At 63.1% G+C, this 18034-nt stretch carries 16 protein-coding genes; 8 read left to right on the top strand and 8 right to left on the bottom strand.

Annotated elements, in window-relative coordinates; translation table 11 throughout:
- Positions 1 to 15: 15 nt before the first annotated feature.
- Positions 16 to 207 carry a hypothetical protein gene (locus tag BLU15_RS23215; RefSeq protein ID WP_060609314.1) on the bottom strand — a complete coding sequence of 64 codons (192 nt, stop codon included), beginning with the start codon at positions 205 to 207 and terminating at the stop codon, positions 16 to 18.
- On the opposite strand from BLU15_RS23215, the gene BLU15_RS23210 reads away from it, so the two are divergent.
- Complete coding sequence (locus tag BLU15_RS23210; RefSeq protein WP_034789068.1) at positions 206 to 1213, top strand: polysaccharide deacetylase family protein; 1008 nt, start codon at positions 206 to 208, stop codon at positions 1211 to 1213. The two genes, BLU15_RS23215 and BLU15_RS23210, sit on opposite strands and share 2 nt — an antisense overlap.
- A gap of 21 nt (positions 1214 to 1234) precedes the next feature.
- On the opposite strand, the gene sbmA is transcribed toward BLU15_RS23210, so the two are convergent.
- The 5 genes from sbmA to BLU15_RS23185 form a co-directional block, all read right to left on the bottom strand.
- Positions 1235 to 2494, bottom strand: a complete 1260-nt coding sequence (gene sbmA / locus BLU15_RS23205) for a peptide antibiotic transporter SbmA (protein ID WP_060581794.1) — start codon at positions 2492 to 2494, stop codon at positions 1235 to 1237.
- Positions 2495 to 2648: 154 nt separating this feature from the next.
- The gene (locus BLU15_RS23200) at positions 2649 to 3848 is read right to left on the bottom strand and encodes an MFS transporter (RefSeq protein ID WP_176960329.1); all 1200 of its coding nucleotides are present in this window, start codon (positions 3846 to 3848) and stop codon (positions 2649 to 2651) included.
- 218 nt (positions 3849 to 4066) lie between these two features.
- Positions 4067 to 4816: a type I methionyl aminopeptidase gene (map, locus tag BLU15_RS23195; RefSeq protein WP_034788960.1), complete on the bottom strand. Its 750-nt coding sequence runs from the start codon at positions 4814 to 4816 to the stop codon at positions 4067 to 4069.
- A 97-nt stretch (positions 4817 to 4913) separates the two neighbouring features.
- Complete coding sequence (locus BLU15_RS23190) at positions 4914 to 5972, bottom strand: LLM class flavin-dependent oxidoreductase (RefSeq protein WP_090298384.1); 1059 nt, start codon at positions 5970 to 5972, stop codon at positions 4914 to 4916.
- A gap of 106 nt (positions 5973 to 6078) precedes the next feature.
- The gene (locus BLU15_RS23185; RefSeq protein WP_090298382.1) at positions 6079 to 6774 is read right to left on the bottom strand and encodes a TetR/AcrR family transcriptional regulator C-terminal domain-containing protein; all 696 of its coding nucleotides are present in this window, start codon (positions 6772 to 6774) and stop codon (positions 6079 to 6081) included.
- 196 nt (positions 6775 to 6970) lie between these two features.
- Between BLU15_RS23185 and BLU15_RS23180 the strand changes: the two genes are divergently transcribed.
- Positions 6971 to 7459 (top strand): RidA family protein, encoded by a 489-nt coding sequence (locus tag BLU15_RS23180; RefSeq protein WP_060581693.1) that lies wholly within the window; start codon positions 6971 to 6973, stop codon positions 7457 to 7459.
- 70 nt (positions 7460 to 7529) lie between these two features.
- On the opposite strand, the gene glpK is transcribed toward BLU15_RS23180, so the two are convergent.
- Complete coding sequence (gene glpK, locus BLU15_RS23175) at positions 7530 to 9017, bottom strand: glycerol kinase GlpK (RefSeq protein ID WP_090298379.1); 1488 nt, start codon at positions 9015 to 9017, stop codon at positions 7530 to 7532.
- A 254-nt stretch (positions 9018 to 9271) separates the two neighbouring features.
- Here glpK and BLU15_RS23170 point away from each other — a divergent pair, with 254 nt between their 5' ends.
- From BLU15_RS23170 to xdhB, 3 genes are all read left to right on the top strand, one after another.
- Positions 9272 to 10048, top strand: coding sequence for a 3-hydroxybutyrate dehydrogenase (locus BLU15_RS23170; RefSeq protein WP_089045040.1), 777 nt, complete (start codon positions 9272 to 9274; stop codon positions 10046 to 10048).
- Between the two features lie 155 nt (positions 10049 to 10203).
- Positions 10204 to 11679, top strand: coding sequence for a xanthine dehydrogenase small subunit (xdhA, locus tag BLU15_RS23165; protein ID WP_090298534.1), 1476 nt, complete (start codon positions 10204 to 10206; stop codon positions 11677 to 11679).
- Positions 11680 to 11681: 2 nt separating this feature from the next.
- Positions 11682 to 14018, top strand: a complete 2337-nt coding sequence (gene xdhB, locus BLU15_RS23160) for a xanthine dehydrogenase molybdopterin binding subunit (RefSeq protein ID WP_090298376.1) — start codon at positions 11682 to 11684, stop codon at positions 14016 to 14018.
- A gap of 18 nt (positions 14019 to 14036) precedes the next feature.
- Here the strand turns inward: xdhB and BLU15_RS23155 are convergent, their stop codons facing one another.
- Positions 14037 to 14285 (bottom strand): hypothetical protein, encoded by a 249-nt coding sequence (locus BLU15_RS23155; protein WP_060518807.1) that lies wholly within the window; start codon positions 14283 to 14285, stop codon positions 14037 to 14039.
- A gap of 102 nt (positions 14286 to 14387) precedes the next feature.
- Between BLU15_RS23155 and BLU15_RS23150 the strand changes: the two genes are divergently transcribed.
- The 3 genes from BLU15_RS23150 (at position 14388) to guaD (ending at position 17926) form a co-directional block, all read left to right on the top strand.
- Positions 14388 to 15302, top strand: a complete 915-nt coding sequence (locus BLU15_RS23150; RefSeq protein WP_034788978.1) for a LysR substrate-binding domain-containing protein — start codon at positions 14388 to 14390, stop codon at positions 15300 to 15302.
- Positions 15303 to 15374: 72 nt separating this feature from the next.
- Positions 15375 to 16613, top strand: coding sequence for a urate hydroxylase PuuD (puuD, locus tag BLU15_RS23145; protein ID WP_034788980.1), 1239 nt, complete (start codon positions 15375 to 15377; stop codon positions 16611 to 16613).
- The gene (gene guaD, locus BLU15_RS23140) at positions 16610 to 17926 is read left to right on the top strand and encodes a guanine deaminase (protein WP_090298373.1); all 1317 of its coding nucleotides are present in this window, start codon (positions 16610 to 16612) and stop codon (positions 17924 to 17926) included. The genes puuD and guaD overlap by 4 nt, the downstream gene beginning before the upstream one ends.
- Positions 17927 to 18034: the final 108 nt, after the last annotated feature.

The raw sequence follows: 18034 nt of genomic DNA, 5'->3' as shown, positions 1-18034 counted from the left end.
GAGTATCGGGCAAACTCAGCGCCGCTCGTCGGAAAAGACGGGAGCTGGCCGCTGAAGCGTGTTGATTTCCAGTGTATTCGGTTCCCGGACCGATTCCGCCCAGGTTGCTATGGAGTAGCCTTGATAGCGCGTTTTTTCCAGACCGATCAAAGGATTGCCGCATTTTCGAACCATTTGCGACAAAACCAAAACAGTGCAGTTGATCATGATCCGTATTCCGCTTGCCCTCTCGCTCGCCCTTCTTCCCGCTCTTGCCAGGGCCGAGCCGGCGTCGCCGGCCACCGCGCCCGCCGGTGACAGGCAGTTGGTGATCGTCTCGTTCGACGGCGCGCATGACAACGCGCTATGGGAAAAAAGCCTGGCGATGGCCAAGCGCACCGGTGCGCATTTCACCTATTTCCTCTCCTGCACCTTTCTGATGACCCGGGCGGACGGCAAGACGCTCTACAAGCCGCCGGGCCAGAAGGCAGGCCGCTCGAATGTCGGCTTCGCGCAGAGCCGTGAAGAGATCGCGGCCCGCGTCGGCCACATCTGGCAGGCCCATCTCGACGGCCACGACATCGCCAGCCACGCCTGCGGCCACTTCGACGGCAAGGGCTGGAGCAAAGCCGACTGGCAAAGCGAGTTTTCGACCTTCAACGCGGCGCTCAAGGACGCCTGGAAGAAGGCGGACAAGCCCGAGGCCGAGCCGGCCGGCTGGGCCGAATTCGCCGCAACCGGGATCAAGGGATTCCGCGCGCCCTATCTGTCGCTGAGCGACGGCCTGCTGCCGGCACTCAAGGCGGACAACTTCACCTATGACGCAAGCCTGGTGACCAAGGGTCCGGGCTGGCCGACGACAAAGGATGGCCTGCCGCGTTTCGGACTGCCGCTGATCCCCGAAGGGCCGTCGCAGCGCCCTGTCATCGGCATGGACTACAATCTCTTCGTCCGCCACTCCATGGGTGTGGAGAACAAGAAGGACAGCGCCCGCTTCGAGGAGCGCACCTACGAGGCCTACAGGAAAGCCTTCGACCGGGAATATGCGGGCGACCGCATCCCACTGCAGCTCGGCTTCCATTTCGTCGAAATGAACGGCGGCGCCTACTGGCGCGCGCTCGATCGGCTGCTGGGCGAAGTCTGCGGCAAGCCCGACGTCGCATGCGTCAGCTATGCCCAGGCGCTGCCGCTGATCGAGCAGGCAAAAAAGAAGGCGGGTCGAACCGCCTTCTGATTGCTATGCGTTCGGCCAAGCTCAGGCCAGTTCCTCTTCACCACCGACCTCGATGAACTTCTGATCGATATGCGGTAGCGGCTCTTCGTCGATCGTCGCCTCGAACGCGCGCAGGCGCTTGTAGATCGACAGGAGCTCGACGATCGTCGGCCAGGAAGAAACCAGATACTGGAACGACGAGGTGACCTGGCCGAAGGCGCCGGAGATTTGGTTCAGCGCGCCAAGCGTGATCTTACCGGCGATAATCGACGGCGCCAGGATCAGCAGCGAAAAGATGTTGTTGATCTGCAGGTAGAAGATGCGGGCGATGTTGAAATAGAGATAGTGGAAGTACAGCCGGAAATAGTTGCGGCGCACGTTCTCGAAAAGGTCGGCAACGGTTGGCGGCTGGGCGCGATCGGCGTGATCTTCGCCATAGACCAGTTCCTTGCGGTAGGCCGCCTCGACGCGCTGGTTGCGGAACTCAAGCCCCGGCAATTTGATGCCGACGACAGCCAGGAACACGGTGCCGAACAGCGACCAGAGCACCGCGGCGGTGACCAGCGGATAGGGAATGGCGCCGACGATCGGCAGTTCGGTGACGTTTGCGGACAGCCGGATCAACACCGGCGTAAACGCGATCAGCGTCATCACGCTGTCGATCAGGCTGACGCCGAGACCTTCCACGGTCGTGGAAAAGCGCATCGTGTCTTCCTGCACACGCTGCGAGGCACCTTCGATATGGCGCAGCTTGCCCCAATGGGCCATGTAGTACTCGTTCATCGCGGTGCGCCACCGGAAGATATAGTGGCTAACGAAGAAGCGCGTCATGACGGCCACGGCGACGGCGACGAGCGCGATCGCGAGGAAGGTGGCGATTTCGCCGTAGAACTCTTCCGCGGTGACGACCTTTGACTTGGAAACCGCCGCCTGGATCAGGTCCCAGAACGGCCCATACCAGTTGTTGATGGCGACGCTGACCTGCACCTGAAAATAGGTGACGAACAGAATGAGGGCGGATCCGAGGATCGACCAATTCTGCCAGCGATGCGGTGAGTAGACGTACCAGAACGCCGCAAATAACCCCGTGACCAGCGCGAAATAGATGTAGAACCAGAGGAAGGCCGGAGACCAGAAGGCGGAAATGCCGACGATCGGCGGCGCGTCGGACGGCAAAGGCGGCATGCCGAAGACTGCGCCCAGTTGCTCGCCTTCCCCATACCAGAAGGCGATGGCAACCAGCGACCAGACGACAAAGGAAATGAAGAAGAGCTTCGGCTTCGGAAAGAAGGATAGGAACAAGTGCGGCACTCTCGTTTCGGTGGAGACGAACAACTCGCCTCCCGAAGCGCCGAAACTAGGGCAAAGCGCCGTCGTCAACAATCGGGTAATGTAAACGTTACTGTTATTTCATCCAGGCGAGCGCCGGTGCCGGAGGGTCTTTTTTCGCCGCTGCTCAGGCCCTCAATGCCTGTGAAATCCGCTTCAACTCGACGACAATGACCCCACCGCACAGGAAAAGAACGGCAGCCGCGATCAAGGTTGGTGCGGTGAAGCTGCCGGTGCGCTCCGCAAGCCAGCCGGCGACCAGCGGACCGACGATTTGCCCAATACCGAAAGCAGCCGTCATCAAAGCAAGCGCCTTGCGCGGGCTCTCGGGCGCCAGCTTCCGCCCGATCTGCAGGCCATAGGCAGTGATCATCATGAAGGTTGCGCCGAGCATCAGGCCGCCGGCAAGCGGCGCATAGGGCAAAGGCAGGCTGACCGTCAGCACCAGCCCGACCGCCTCGACGAGCAGCCCGATTGCATAGACGCCGGCAAGGCCGAAGCGCGGCACGGCAAAGCGCCAGAGATAGACGGAGAGCGCTGCGGCAAGCCCCGTCAGCAGCCAGGCGAGAAACTCGATGCTGTGGCCGCCGCTCGGATCACGCGCCATGGTGACGAGGAACGTGGCGGTGATCACATAGCCGAAGCCGAAGAGCGCATAGGTGAACGTCACTACGGTCAGCGGCCGCGTCCAGCCCAGCGGCCTTTCGCGCACCGGACCAGAACCGGACGACGGAACGCCGGGAAGAAGTGCGGTAACGACGATCGTCCCGACCAATCCGACCAGCGCGCCGGTAAACCAGTCGCCCATGGAGGTCGTCAGGCCGGCGTGACCCGCGATCGGGTTCGCCCAGACGCAAAGCGATGAAAACGCGATACCGAGGCCGACGCCGCCAAAGTGAACGGCCGGCACGTGTTCCGAGCGCGCGAGCACGCCATGGCCGAGCACGATGCCGGAGATGAAGATCATCGCAAAGGCGCTGGCAAGGCCGGCGAGGAAACGGATCAGCGCCAGCACGACGACGGAGGACGAGAGGCCCATGGCCGCCAGCAGAGCCGTCGTGGCGACGAGCGACAGCAGACCGATCCGCCGCTCGTGCCCATGGGCCCAGCCATAGGCCGCAAGAATGGCGCCGGCGAGATAGCCGACGAAATTGGCCGAGGCGATGAGCCCGGCATCACCCGGCGACAGGCCGAGATCCACCATCATCGCCGGCAGGATCGGCGTATAGGAGAAGCGTCCGAAGCCCATGGCGACGGCCATGGCGATGGCGCCGGCAGTCGCGGTGGCGGAGATGTTGGTCTGCAGCGGTCGGTCGAGCGTGGTCATATCATTTTATTGCGCCGCAACACGACGGACGACAAACGACAATAATTGAAGGATCTATTGAAGAAATCGAACGATCACCGATTTCAATGGCTTAGACCAATCACCGGAAAGGTGAGATGCACCACATCACGGCGGCAGATCATGCACCGCGGCGATGGAGCAAAAAATCGTCTGGAGGACGACGGAGGCTGCAGGCCGCCGCCGTATCCCTGGTTCATTCAGCCCGGTAGTGTCACCACCAGCGGCCCGCCGCGGGTGACGACAACTGTGTGCTCATACTGCACCGTCGGCGCGCGCGGGTCGCTGTAGAGCGTCCAGTCGTCGTTGCCGCCCTCGGCCCATTGCGCGCCCATCGACAGGAAGGGCTCGACGGTGAAGACCATGCCGTCGGTCATCCGGCGACGCTCGCGCGGGTCCGGCCAGGTGGCGATCTCGGTCGGCTCCTCATGCAGCGAGCGGCCGATGCCGTGGCTGGCGAGATTGGTGACAAGCGAATAGCGGTTCTTGCGGGCGAAGTCGCCAATCGCGTTGCCGATGGCAGCCAGCGGCTGGTCGGGGCGCACCTGCTTCAGACCGACCCACATGGCCCGCTTGCCATCGCGGCAAAGCCGGTCGATCGCGGCGGTGACCGGCGGTACCGGGAACGAGGCGCCGGTATCGGCAAAGATGCCGTCCTTTTCGGCCGAGACGTCGATGTTGACGAGATCGCCGGCCTTGATCACGCGGTTGCCGGGAATGCCGTGGGCGATTTCCTCGTTGACGCTGATGCATGTGGCACCAGGAAACTGGTAGCAGAGTTCGGGCGCCGAGCGTGCGCCGGCCTCTTCCAGTACCTTGCGGCCGATCGCATCGAGTTCCGCAGTGGTAATGCCGGGCTCGAGCGCCTCGCCCATCGTCTGCAGGGCATTGGCGCAGATGCGGCCGATTTCCTTCAGCCGCAGCAGGTCTTCTTCGTTGTTGAGGGTCATCCGTATCTCGCTTTCGCGCTCACATGTAGCGTGTCATGACGCGTTATGCCAGCACGCAGCGGAACGGCCGGGGGTGACCGCCCCCGACCCTCGACACTCAGGCGATAGCGGGTGCCGCTGCCTTTTCTTCCGCCACGGCCTTGCGCACCAGCGGCGCCACCTTGGTGCCGTAGAGCTCGATGCCGCGCATGATCTGGTCGTGCGGCATCGGACCGATCGCCATCTGCAGCAGGAAGCGATCGTTACGGAACAGCTTCCAGTTCTCGACGATCTTCTCGGCCACCGTTTCCGGATCACCGAGGAAGAGGTTGCCGGAGGGGCTGCGCGCCTGGTCGAAATGCGCCCGGTTCGTCGGTCCCCAGCCGCGCTCGCGGCCGATGCGGTTCATCACTTCCGCCTGCGGCCCGTAGAACTGGTCGGCGGCAAGATCGGTCGTATCGGCGATGAAGCCGTGCACGTTGATGCTGGTTTTCAGGTTTGCCGGATCCTGACCGGCGCGGCGCGCGGCCTCGCGGTAGAGGTCGAAGAGCGGCGCAAACCGGCGTGGCTCGCCGCCGATGATCGCAAGCGCCACCGGCAGGCCGAGCGCGCCCGCGCGCGCTACCGATTGCGGCGTGCCGCCAACGGCGATCCAGAGCGGCAGCACCTCCTGCAGCGGCCGCGGATAGACGCCGCGATCATGGATCGCCGGCCGCATCTCGCCGGCCCACGAGACCTTTTCGCTTTCGCGCAGCGCCATCAGGAGGTCGAGCTTTTCGGCAAAGAGCTGGTCGTAGTCATCGAGCGACTGGCCGAAGAGCGGGAAGGATTCGATGAACGACCCGCGACCGGCCATGATCTCGGCGCGGCCGCCCGAGATCAGATCAAGGGTCGAGAATTGCTGGAAGACGCGTACGGGATCGTCCGAGCTCAACACCGTGACGGCACTGGTCAGCCGGATATTCTTCGTTTTTGCCGCTGCGGCCGCGAGGATGACCGCCGGCGCGGAGGCCGCGTAGTCAGGCCGATGGTGTTCGCCGAGCCCGAAAACATCGAGGCCAACCTGATCTGCAAGCTCGATTTCCTCGAGAAGGTTCTTGAGGCGACGCTGGCCCTCCCTGCCTTTGTGATCCGCGTTCGGATCGACATCCGCAAATGTGTAAAGCCCGAGTTCCATGAGATCTGTCCTTTTTCTGTTTGCACAACAGATAGTTGGCGCACACATGAGCAGCAAATGCGCATCCGGGAAACGCTGTGTTTCCCGGATGCATACGAACGAGACCTTACCCTCTCGGTAGACCGTCAAGCAGGACATCGAGGCCCTTCCGGAACGTGCCATCCCAATCGCTGTCCAGGAGCAGGCGCGTGCGCTCGATCGTCGGATAGCGTTCGCTGAGCGCCGAGAGGCGCTTCTGTCCGGCTGCCTGGTCGGCGTGCGAAAGCGCGAAGCTCGCCCGGGTGACGGTGGCGCCGAGCACGTAGTTCCAGAGCGACCAGATCGCGACATTCATGTCCGCGTCGGCAACGCCGGCTCTCGACAGCACCTCGCTCATGGTTTCCAGGCGGCCGAGTACATTCGCGCCGAGCGCCCGGCGCGGCAGCAGCGACGCCGACCAGGGATGGCGCAGCATGATTCCGCGCCAGTCTTCGAGCATGTGAACCACATCCCTGCGCCAGTCCTCGGGCTCGATCCTTTGCGGGGGCGCGCGATAGGCAAACACCGCATCGAGCGCCAGGTCAAAGACCTCCTCCTTGTTGGCGACATGCCAATAGAGGCTCATGACGCCCGCACCGAGACGGTCGGCGAGACGGCGCATCTTCAAGCCGTCGATACCCTCGGCGTCCAGCAATTCGACCGCAGTCGCCACGATGCGCTCCAGAGACAGGGACGGCTCGCCGCCCGGCTTCTTCCCGGCCTGGGCTGCCGACTCTATCCGCTGGGAGCGTTTGCCCTGCCCGCCGTTCCCTTTCGCCGCCATGCGTCTTCCTTGCTGATTGGAGTGTCGATTTACGCCGACAACGCGCCGGATGTCGATCCTGAACGATTGACTCGTACGGCGTACGATGTAAATGAATCGTACGCCGTACGAGTCAATAGCAAGAGCGACGGCGAAAGGTCAAACCTGCAGGCCTGCAAGCGGCATCGCGCGCGGGCCTCGGAGACGAGAGAACACCATGTCACGCACAATCAGACATCTCATGATCGGAGGACTCATCATCATGACCACGGGCGTTTCCACAGCGGCGACCGCGAGCGAGCAGGCGGCCAAGCTGACGATCGTCAACCCCAAGAACCTCTACGACCCGACGCCGCATGGCTATAGCACCGCGGTGATCGTGCCTGCCGGGGCACGGGTGGCCTACATTTCAGGACAGGGCGGCCAGGATAGCACCGGCGGCCTGTCTCCCGACTTCGCGGTTCAGGTCAAGCAGGCTTATGCCAATCTGGGCGCAGCGCTCGAGGGGCTCGGCGCAAGGCCGGACCAGGTCGCCAAGCTCACCATCTTCGTGGTCGACCACGACATGTCCAAGCTCGAGGTCCTGACCGGCAGCGTCAAGGAAATGTTCGGCGCGACGCTGCCGGCGCAGACACTGGTACCCGTGCCCAAGCTGGCGGTCGACGGCATGCTGTTCGAGGTGGAAGCGGTCGCTGTCATCGACTGACGGCGGCCCGGAAGGCAGAGAATGGTCGGGAGAAACGGACGCGCGGCGAAAATCGCCGCTCGCCCGGCTCTTAGCTCAGCGTCCTTTTGACCGCGTTGCGCCAACCCTTGAACTTGGCCTTACGCATCTTTTCGTCCATGGCGGGCTCGAAGCGGCGGTCGCGTGCCCAGGACTTGGCAAAGTCTTCCTGCTTCGGCCAGACGCCGGCGCGGCTGCCGGCAAGCCAGGCGACGCCGAGCGCGGTCGTTTCCAGGATGACGGGCCGATCGACCGGCGCGTCGAGCAGGTCGGAAAGCCGCTGCATCGTCCAGTCGGAGGCAACCATGCCGCCGTCGACGCGCAGAACCGTCTCCTTGCCGTTGTTGCGCCAGTCCTTGTGCATCGCCTCAAGCAAGTCGCGCGTCTGGTAACAGACGGCTTCGAGTGCCGCGCGGGCAAACTCCGCCGGACCGGTGTTGCGGGTCATGCCGAAGATCGCGCCGCGCGCGTCCGGATCCCAATGCGGCGCGCCGAGCCCGGTGAAGGCCGGCACGAGATAGACGTCCTGCGTCGGATCGGCGCTTGCGGCAAGCGTCCCGGTATCGGGCGCAGCCTTGATCACCTTCAGCCCGTCGCGCAGCCATTGCACCGCAGCACCCGCGACGAAGATCGAGCCTTCGAGCGCATAAGTGGTTTCGCCATCAAGCTTGTAGGCAATGGTGGTGAGCAACCGGTTCTTCGAACGCACCATGTCCTTGCCGGTGTTGAGCAGTGCGAAGCAGCCGGTGCCATAGGTGGATTTCAACATGCCCGGCTTGAAGCAGGCCTGGCCGATGGTCGCCGCCTGCTGGTCGCCGGCAACGCCGAGGATCGGGATCGCCGCGCCGAAAAGTGCGGTATCGGTAACGCCGAAATCGGCGGCGCAATCCTTGACCTCGGGCAGCATGGCGCGCGGCACCTTGAGGATCTTCAGAAGCTCATCGTCCCAGGCATTTTCGGCGATGTTATAGAGCAGCGTGCGCGAGGCGTTGGTCGCGTCGGTCACGAAGGATTTGCCGCCGGTCAGCCGCCAGATGAGGAAGGTATCGATGGTGCCGAAGCAGAGTTCGCCCTTGGCGGCGCGGGCCTGCGCCCTGTCGATGTTGGTCAGCAGCCAGTTGAGCTTGGTGCCGGAGAAATAGGGATCGAGCAGCAGGCCCGTCTTCCGGGTGAAGGTCTTTTCCAGCCCCTGCTTCTTCAGCCGATCACAATAGGAGGCGGTGCGACGGTCCTGCCAGACAATCGCGTTGTGAATGGGATTGCCGGTCTTGCTATCCCAGACGACGACGGTTTCGCGCTGGTTGGTGATGCCGATCGCCGAAAGGTCGCCGGCCTTGATGCCGGCCTTGGCGATAGCGTCCTCAACCGTCGAAAGCACCGTCTGCCAGATTTCCTCGGGATCGTGTTCGACCCACCCGGATTTCGGAAAATACTGCTTGAATTCCTTGTGGCTGGCCCCGGCGATATGCTGCTGACCGTCGAAGATGATCGCCCGGCTCGAGGTCGTACCCTGATCGATCGCGAGAATGTATCCGCCCATATGCCCCTCCCCGGCCACACGCATGTTTGTTCACCCGGCCTTGAAGGCGGGATCTCATTTCGAAAACTTCAATACGATGGCAAAACGAATGTCAAACGAAAACAAAACGCAACCGTCGACTTCGCCATTCCCCTCCTCAACTCTGCGGTCCGCAACCCAAAAACACAATTGTCAGCGCCGGCGTTTTCCGCGTAGGCTGGCGCTGTTGCGCCGCAACAAAGCAGTGCGCGGCGCCACAAAGGGAGAGAGCAGCAATGACGAAAACAGCGGTCATCACCGGTTCGACGAGCGGCATCGGGCTTGCGATCGCCAAGGCCTTCGCCAAGGGTGGCGCCAATATCGTGCTGAACGGCTTCGGTAGCCCGGACGAAATCAAGAAGGCGACGGACGACGTCAGCGCGCTGACGACAGGAACGGTCGTCTATCATGCTGCCGACATGACGAAGCCAGCCGAGATCGCCGATCTGATCGCCACGGCGACGACCCGCTTCGGCGGCGTCGATATCCTCGTCAACAATGCCGGTATCCAATATGTCGAGAAGGTCGAGGATTTCCCGATCGAGCAATGGGACCGCATCATCGCGATCAACCTCTCCTCGTCCTTCCACACGATCCGCGCCGCTATTCCCGGCATGAAGGCGAAAGGCTGGGGCCGCATCATCAACATCGCCTCGGCCCATGGCCTCGTCGCCTCGCCCTTCAAGGCGGCCTATGTGGCGGCGAAGCACGGCGTGCTCGGCCTGACGAAGACCGTGGCGCTCGAAGTGGCCGAAAGCGGCATCACCGCGAACTCGATCTGCCCGGGCTACGTGCTGACGCCGCTCGTCGAAAAGCAGATCCCCGATCAAGCCCGCACCCGCGGCATCACCGAGCAGCAAGTGATCAACGACGTGATGCTGAAGGGGCAGCCGACGAAGAAGTTCATCACCGTCGAACAGGTCGCAGCCCTTGCCGTCTATCTCGCCGGCGACGACGCGGCACAGATCACCGGCACCCATGTGTCGATGGACGGCGGTTGGACGGCGCAGTAACGGCCGACATCCGTCAAGTGGACGGCAGCGCGGACCGGGTGCCCCCCGCGCTGCCCGCATGGCGTGCAAAAGTCCGCTCAGCCCTTTGCTTTTCTGCATAACCACCTAAGATCAAAGTGATTTCAGGACGTATGCAGCAGCAGGGAATGAATGGCATGCCCCAGCCGACCGGTTCAATCAGCTTCATCCTCAACGACCGCGAGGTCGCTCTTTCCGACATTGCACCGACAACGACGCTGCTCGACTATCTGCGGCTGGAACGCCGGCTGACCGGCACCAAGGAAGGTTGTGCGGAGGGCGACTGCGGCGCCTGCACCGTGCTCGTCGGGCGGCTGGTCAGCGACCGGCTCGTCTATGAAAGCGTCAACGCCTGCATCCGTTTCCTCGGCTCGCTGCAGGCAACCCATGTCGTCACCGTCGAGCATCTCGCCGGTCAGGATGGCACGCTGCATCCGGTGCAGCAGGCAATGGTCGATTTTCACGGCTCGCAATGCGGCTTCTGCACGCCCGGCTTCGTCATGTCGCTCTATGGCCTCTGGCTTGGCAACGACAGCCCCAGCCGCGCCAATATCGAAAAGGCGCTGCAGGGCAATCTCTGTCGTTGTACCGGTTATGAGCCGATCGTGCGCGCGGCCGAAGCGGCGGCAGAGGCGCGCCCCTCCAACATCTTCGATCCGATCACCAGGGAGCGGGAAACGATCACCATCAGGCTGAAGGCGCTGGCACCGACGGAAACGATCACACTCCGCCAGGGCGAAAATTGTCTGATCGTGCCGGCCGACGGCAGTGGCCTGGCGGAAGCGCTCGCCGACCATCCCGGGGGGACGGTCGTTGCCGGCTCCACCGATGTCGGCCTCTGGGTGACGAAGCAGATGCGGGCGATCAACCCGGTGATCTTCATCAACGGCATCACCGAATTGCAGCAGATCGAGGAAACCGCGGACGGTCTGATTATCGGCGCCGGCGTCAGCTACACCATGGCCTATGCCGCCCTCGCCAAGACGTTTCTCGGGCTCGGTCCGCTGATCAACCGCATCGGCGGCGAACAGGTGCGCAACATGGGCACGATCGGCGGCAATATCGCTAACGGCTCACCGATCGGCGACAGTCCGCCGCCCCTGATCGTGCTTGGCGCGACGGTGACGCTGCGCTCGAGCGCGGGCCAGCGGACACTACCGCTCGAAGACTTCTTCATCGCTTATGGCAAGCAGGATCGCCAACCCGGCGAATTCGTCGAAAGCATCTTCGTGCCGCGCCTGCCGGCGGGCGATCTCTTTGCCGCCTACAAGATCTCCAAGCGCCGCGACGAAGATATCTCCGCGCTGCTTGGCGCGTTCCGTCTATCGGTGGATGGCGGCATCGTCCGCTCCGCCCGCATCGCCTTCGGCGGCATGGCCGCGACGCCCAAGCGCGCCAGCAACGTCGAGGCGGCGCTGATCGGCAAGCCATGGACCGAGGAAACGGTCCGCGCCGCGCAAGCCGCCTTCGAGACCGACTACCAGCCGCTCACCGACTGGCGGGCAACGAGCGACTACCGCACGCTTGCGGCGAAGAACCTTCTGATGCGTTTCTTCCTGGAAAGCGGCGGCGAGCCGGCGCAACTGGTTCGCTTTGCTGCGGGAGGCCGATAATCATGGACAAATCCACCTTCGAGGAACGCAAGACGATCCGCGGCGAGATGCATGTTTCCCAGCGTCACGACAGCGCCCACAAGCATGTCTCCGGCACCGCCGACTACATCGACGACATGCCCGAGCCGGCGGGCACGCTGCATGGCGCGCTTGGCATGACCGACCGGGCGCATGCGGAAATCACCGCCATGGACCTTTCGGCCGTCGCCGCCGTGCCCGGTGTCATGCTGGTGCTGACCGCCAAGGACATGCCGCATTCCAACGACATCAGCCCGAGCCACCTGCATGACGAGCCGGTGCTTGCCGATGGCCTCGTGCAGTTTCATGGCCAGCCGGCCTTCGCCGTGATTGCAGAAACCCGTGACATCGCCCGTCGGGCGGCAAGGCTCGCCAAGATCACCTATCGCGACCTGCCGCATTTCACCGACATTCTCGATGCCGTCGCCCATGGCGGGCAGTTGGTCACCCAGCCGCTCACCCTGCAGCGCGGCGATGCCGAGGTGGAGCTGGAAAAGGCGCCACGGCGGCTCAAAGGCAGCATGCGCATCGGCGGACAGGAGCATTTCTACCTCGAAGGCCATATCGCCCTTGCTATTCCCGGCGAGGACGACGAGGTCACCGTCTGGTCCTCGACCCAGCATCCGAGCGAGATCCAGCACATGGTCTCGCACGTGCTCGGCGTGCCCTCCAATGCGGTGACCGTGAACGTGCGCCGCATGGGTGGTGGCTTCGGCGGCAAGGAAACGCAAGGAAACCAGTTCGCAGCCCTTGCCGCGGTCGCGGCGAAGAAGCTCAACCGCGCCGTCAAGTTCCGCCCGGATCGCGACGAGGACATGACGGCAACCGGCAAGCGCCACGACTTCCTCGTCGATTACGACGTCGGCTTCGACGACGAGGGCCGCATCCATGCGGTCCATGCCAACTACGCGGCGCGCTGCGGCTACTCTTCGGACCTCTCCGGCCCGGTCACAGACCGTGCGCTGTTCCATGCGGACAGCTCCTATTTCTATCCGCATGTGAAGCTCACCTCACAGCCGCTGAAGACCAACACCGTCTCCAACACCGCTTATCGTGGCTTCGGCGGCCCCCAGGGCATGGTCGGCGGCGAGCGCATCATCGAGGAAATCGCCTACCAGCTCGGCAAGGATCCGCTCGAAATCCGCAAGCTGAATTTCTATGGCGACAAGGGCTCCGGCCGCGATGTCACGCCCTACCATCAGCAGGTCGAAGACAACATCATCGCGCAGATCGTCGCGGAGCTGGAAGAAAGCGCCGACTATCAGGCGCGCCGTCAGACGATCCTCGCGTTCAATCGGGAAAGCCGCGTCATCCGCAAGGGCATCGCGCTGACGCCGGTGAAGTTCGGCATCTCCTTCACCATGACCGCCTTCAACCAGGCGGGCGCGCTTGTGCATATCTACCAGGACGGCTCGATCCACCTCAACCACGGCGGCACCGAGATGGGCCAGGGCCTCTACATCAAGGTCGCGCAGGTGATCGCCGACAGCTTCCAGGTCGACCTCGACCGCGTTCGCATCACAGCGACGACGACCGGCAAGGTGCCGAACACGTCGGCGACCGCCGCCTCTTCGGGCTCTGACTTGAACGGCATGGCCGCCTTCGACGCCGCGCGCCAGATCAAGGACCGTCTCGTCGGTTTCGCCTGCGAGCGCTGGCAGACGACGCCCGAGAATGTCAGCTTCGTCGCCAACCACGTAAAGATCGGCGAAGAGCTGATCCCCTTCCCTGAATTCATCAAGCAGGCCTATATGGGCCGTATCCAGCTTTCGGCCGCCGGCTACTACAAGACGCCGAAAATCCACTGGGATCGCGCCAGCGGCCGCGGCACACCCTTCTATTACTTCGCCTATGGCGCTGCGGTTTCGGAGGTTTCGATCGACACGCTGACCGGCGAATACATGGTCGACCGGGTCGACGTGCTGCACGACGTCGGCCGTTCGCTCAATCCGGCGATCGACCTCGGTCAGATAGAGGGCGGCTTCGTGCAAGGGATGGGCTGGCTGACGACGGAAGAGCTCTGGTGGGACGACCAGGGACGGCTTCGCACGCACGCCCCCTCCACCTACAAGATCCCGCTTGCCTCCGACCGGCCGAAGATCTTCAACGTCAAGCTTGCCGAATGGTCGAGCAACGCCGAGAAGACCATTGGCCGCTCCAAGGCGGTGGGAGAGCCGCCCTTCATGCTGCCGATCTCGGTTCTGGAAGCCCTGTCGATGGCGGTGGCGAGTGTCGCCGACTACCGCGAGTGCCCGCGGCTCGATGCGCCGGCAACACCGGAGCGTGTGCTGATGGCCGTCGAGCGTCTGCGCAATCGCTGACGGCCATCACGATTTGCCTCAGATCCGCGGCAGTTCATTGATGCTGAACAGGCGGCGAGCGTTGGCCATCGCCTCCTCGTCGTCGCGGTGCGGGCTATGGACATCCATGAAACCCATGTCTCTCTTGATATGATCGGAGAGCGCGTTGACATCGAGCATCGGCTTGGGGGCAACAAGGCCGCCGAACAGGGCGGCTGTGAGCCGGGCGACCGGCTCGAATGAAAGAAATGCTTTTCTTTCAGTACGTTCGTAAGTGTCGCAAGTCATTTCAGCACCTGTTTCGTCTTGGGAAGTTGACTTGAAGGATGCCGTGGAGGAGGATCGAAATCCAATCGAACATCCGTCTGGATGCATCAAGAGAACTTATCCATGAAGATGTCGAAGCAGTTTCCGCTGAATGCGCTGCGGGTCTTCGAGGCGGTCGCAAGGCTCGGCAGCTTCACCAAGGCCGGTGAAGAGCTGGGCATGACCCAGACGGCCGTCAGCTACCAGGTCAAGTTGATCGAGGAGAATGTCGGCGAGCCGCTGTTCCTGCGCCGCCCGCGCCAGATCTCGCTGACAGAAGTCGGCCAGCGCATGGCGCCGCGCGTCACCGAAGCCTTCGAGATGCTGCAGGAAGCGGTTTCGAATGCCCGTGGCGATATCGACAGCGCGCTCCTGATCAGCTCGACGCCGACCTTCGCCTCGCAATGGCTTGCCCGCAACATCGGCAGCTTCCAGCTCGCCCATCCGAACATCGCCGTTCGGCTGACGACCAGCGACTCGCTCACCGATTTTACCCGCGAGCCGGCCGACCTTGCCATCCGCTCGGGTGCCGGCGTCTGGCCCGGCCTCGACACACATCCGCTGATGCGGGTGGAATTCAGCCCGATGCTGAGCCCGGCGCTTGCCGAGACCATTGGCGGCGTGCACGAGCCGCGCGACCTGCTGAAGCTGCGCATCATCGATCCCGGTGACCCCTGGTGGCCGATGTGGTTCAAGGCCGCCGGCGTCAAGGATCCCGATCTCGAAGGACGGCCGCACAGCCGCCTCGGCGCGCAATCCTTCGAGGCGCGCGCCGCCATCGCTGGCCAGGGCGTGGCGATCCTGACGCCGGAATTCTACCCCGATGACGTGGCGCTCGGTCGGCTCTACCAGCCCTTCGAGCTGCGCTGCAGCGACGGCTGCGATTATTGGCTCGCCTATCCGCACGCCCGCCGCAACACACCCAAGATCAGGATTTTCCGCGACTGGATCCTCGGCGAACTTTGCGCGCCGAACTTCCTGCAAGCAAATAGCGCTTGAGGAGCGTCGAAGCCCCTTTTCCCCTCCGTGGTTTATGCGCAAAGTGAGGCAACGGAGACAAAGGGGATCTGAATGTACGAGTTCGCCATCGCCTGGGAATGGCTGGCCTTTGCCGTGCGCTGGTTGCACGTCATCACCGCCATCGCCTGGATCGGCTCATCCTTCTATTTCATCGCGCTCGACCTGGGTCTCGTGAAGCGCGATCACCTGCCCGTCGGCGCCTATGGCGAGGAATGGCAGGTCCATGGCGGCGGTTTCTATCACATCCAGAAATACCTGGTCGCACCGGCCTCGATGCCCGAGCATCTCACCTGGTTCAAATGGGAATCCTACGTGACGTGGCTTTCTGGCTTCGCCATGCTCTGTGTCGTCTACTATGGCGGCGCCGATCTGTTCCTGATCGACCGCCACGTGCTCGACATCTCGGCGACCACGGCGATCCTGATTTCGCTCGCCTCGCTCGGCATCGGCTGGCTGTTTTACGATCTGCTCTGCAAGTCGCCGATCGGCAGGAACACCTGGGGGTTGATGGCACTGCTCTATGTGGCGCTGGTCGTCATGGCCTGGGGCTATACGCAGGTCTTCACCGGCCGCGCCGCCTTCCTGCATCTCGGCGCTTTCACCGCGACGATCATGTCGGCCAACGTCTTCTTCATCATCATCCCCAACCAGAAGATCGTCGTCGCCGACCTGATCGCCGGCCGCACGCCGGATCCGAAACTCGGCGCGCAGGCCAAGCAGCGCTCGCTGCACAACAACTACCTGACGCTGCCCGTCATCTTCTTCATGCTGTCGAACCACTATCCGCTTGCGTTTGCCACCGCGTTCAACTGGATCATCGCCGCACTCGTCTTCCTGATGGGCGTCACCATCCGCCACTGGTTCAACACCACCCACGCCCGCAAGGGCCGGCCGACCTGGACCTGGCTCGTCACCGCCCTCCTCTTCATCCTGATCATGTGGCTTTCGACCGTGCCGAAGGTGCTGACCGGCGGCGAAAAGGCCGAGGTTGCGCCCGCCTTCAGCCGCTTCGCCGCCAATGCCCACTTCCCTGCAGTCAAGGACACGGTCTCGACACGCTGTTCCATGTGCCATGCGGCAGAACCGGTTTATGAGGGTATCACCCAGGCGCCGAAGGGCGTGATGCTCGAAAGCGACGCGGAGATTGCCGCCCATGCCCGCGAAATCTATATCCAGGCCGGGCGCAGCCATGCGATGCCGCCCGGCAACGTGACAGACATGACGACGGACGAGCGCCAGCTTCTGACAGCCTGGTTCGAAAGCGCCGTCGAGGAAGGCAAGACACAATGACGACCACCCTCATCCGCGGCCGATTGCTGAGCTTCAACCGCGCGCCATCGTCGATCGACGACAGCGCCGCCTACAGCTACGAGAGCGACGGTGCGCTTCTGATTGAGGGGGGACAGATCGCCGCGAGCGGCTCCTATGCTGCGGTCAAGGCAAGCGCGCCTGACGGCGTCGCGGAAGTGGACCATCGCCCACACCTGATCGTGCCCGGCTTCATCGACACGCATCTGCATTTCCCGCAGATGCAGGTCATGGCCTCCTATGCCGCCAACTTGCTTGAATGGCTGAACACCTACACCTTCCCCGAGGAGTGCCGCTTCGTCGAGACCGCCCATGCGGAGCGCATCGCGACGCGCTTCTTCGATGAGATGGTGCGCTATGGCACGACAACAGCAACCGCCTATTGCTCGGTTCACAAGGCGTCGGCCGATGCCTTCTTCGCCGAGGCGCTGCGCCGCGACATGCGCATGGTCGCCGGCAAGGTGATGATGGACCGCAACGCCCCGCAAGGCCTGCTCGACACGCCGCAGATGAGCTACGACGAAACCCGCGCGGTCATCCGCGAATGGCACGGCAAGGGCCGCAATCATGTGGCGATCACCCCGCGCTTCGCCATCACCTCAACGCCGGAGCAGATGGACGTCGCGAAGTCGCTGGTGCACGAATTCCCCGACCTGCACCTCCAGACGCACCTTTCGGAAAACCGCGACGAGATCGCCTTTACCTGCGAACTCTATCCGGAAGCCAAGGACTACACAGACGTCTACGCCCGCTACGGCCTGCTCGGACCGAAGAGCCTGTTCGGCCACTGCATCCATCTGTCTGAGCGCGAGGCGGATGTCATGAGCGAGACCTGCTCGGTCGCCGTTTTCTGCCCGACCTCCAATCTTTTTCTCGGTTCTGGCCTCTTCCCGCTGCGCGCGCTCAGCCGCCGCGAAAAGCCGGTGCGCACCTCGGTCGCCTCCGACATCGGCGGCGGTACCAGCTATTCCATGCTGAAGACGCTCGACGAGGCCTACAAGATCCTGCAGCTGCAGGGCGAGCGGCTGAACCCGTTCGACAGCTTCTTCATGATGACCCGCGGCAATGCCGAGGCGCTATCGCTGGTCGACAAGATCGGAACCTTGGAAGCCGGCACCGACGCCGACTTCATCGTGCTCGACATGGCCGCGACGCCGGCGATGGCGCTTCGGGCCGAAGTGGTCAACTCTCTGGCAGACGAACTCTTCCTGCTGCAGACCATGGGCGACGACCGGTCGATCGTCGAAACCTATGTCGCCGGCAAGCCGGCAAAATCGGCGCTTGCCGCCGCATGACCGACCAAAAGCAGAGAGGTCAAGAAAATTGACCTCTCTGCGTTCTGGCTATTAACAAGCCTCTGCCAAACATGGTAATGGCTCGTTCAATCTCCGTTGGACGAAGGC

It is taken from the genome of Ensifer sp. YR511 (genome assembly GCF_900103045.1).
Lineage (GTDB): Bacteria > Pseudomonadota > Alphaproteobacteria > Rhizobiales > Rhizobiaceae > Ensifer > Ensifer adhaerens.
Note: the sequence above shows the minus strand (reverse complement) of the source record. Positions and strands in the feature narration are given on the sequence as shown.

Excerpts from the sequence above, each read along its gene's own strand:
- puuD (WP_034788980.1), top strand. The coding sequence starts at position 15,375 with ATGTACGAGTTCGCCATCGCCTGGGAATGGCTGGCCTTTGCCGTGCGC.
- BLU15_RS23180 (WP_060581693.1), top strand. The coding sequence starts at position 6,971 with ATGTCACGCACAATCAGACATCTCATGATCGGAGGACTCATCATCATG.
- guaD (WP_090298373.1), top strand. The coding sequence starts at position 16,610 with ATGACGACCACCCTCATCCGCGGCCGATTGCTGAGCTTCAACCGCGCG.
- BLU15_RS23170 (WP_089045040.1), top strand. The coding sequence starts at position 9,272 with ATGACGAAAACAGCGGTCATCACCGGTTCGACGAGCGGCATCGGGCTT.
- BLU15_RS23150 (WP_034788978.1), top strand. The coding sequence starts at position 14,388 with ATGAAGATGTCGAAGCAGTTTCCGCTGAATGCGCTGCGGGTCTTCGAG.
- BLU15_RS23185 (WP_090298382.1), bottom strand. The coding sequence starts at position 6,774 with ATGGCGGCGAAAGGGAACGGCGGGCAGGGCAAACGCTCCCAGCGGATA.
- BLU15_RS23190 (WP_090298384.1), bottom strand. The coding sequence starts at position 5,972 with ATGGAACTCGGGCTTTACACATTTGCGGATGTCGATCCGAACGCGGAT.
- xdhB (WP_090298376.1), top strand. The coding sequence starts at position 11,682 with ATGGACAAATCCACCTTCGAGGAACGCAAGACGATCCGCGGCGAGATG.
- BLU15_RS23200 (WP_176960329.1), bottom strand. The coding sequence starts at position 3,848 with ATGACCACGCTCGACCGACCGCTGCAGACCAACATCTCCGCCACCGCG.
- BLU15_RS23215 (WP_060609314.1), bottom strand. The coding sequence starts at position 207 with ATGATCAACTGCACTGTTTTGGTTTTGTCGCAAATGGTTCGAAAATGC.
- xdhA (WP_090298534.1), top strand. The coding sequence starts at position 10,204 with ATGCCCCAGCCGACCGGTTCAATCAGCTTCATCCTCAACGACCGCGAG.
- map (WP_034788960.1), bottom strand. The coding sequence starts at position 4,816 with ATGACCCTCAACAACGAAGAAGACCTGCTGCGGCTGAAGGAAATCGGC.
- BLU15_RS23155 (WP_060518807.1), bottom strand. The coding sequence starts at position 14,285 with ATGACTTGCGACACTTACGAACGTACTGAAAGAAAAGCATTTCTTTCA.
- BLU15_RS23210 (WP_034789068.1), top strand. The coding sequence starts at position 206 with ATGATCCGTATTCCGCTTGCCCTCTCGCTCGCCCTTCTTCCCGCTCTT.
- glpK (WP_090298379.1), bottom strand. The coding sequence starts at position 9,017 with ATGGGCGGATACATTCTCGCGATCGATCAGGGTACGACCTCGAGCCGG.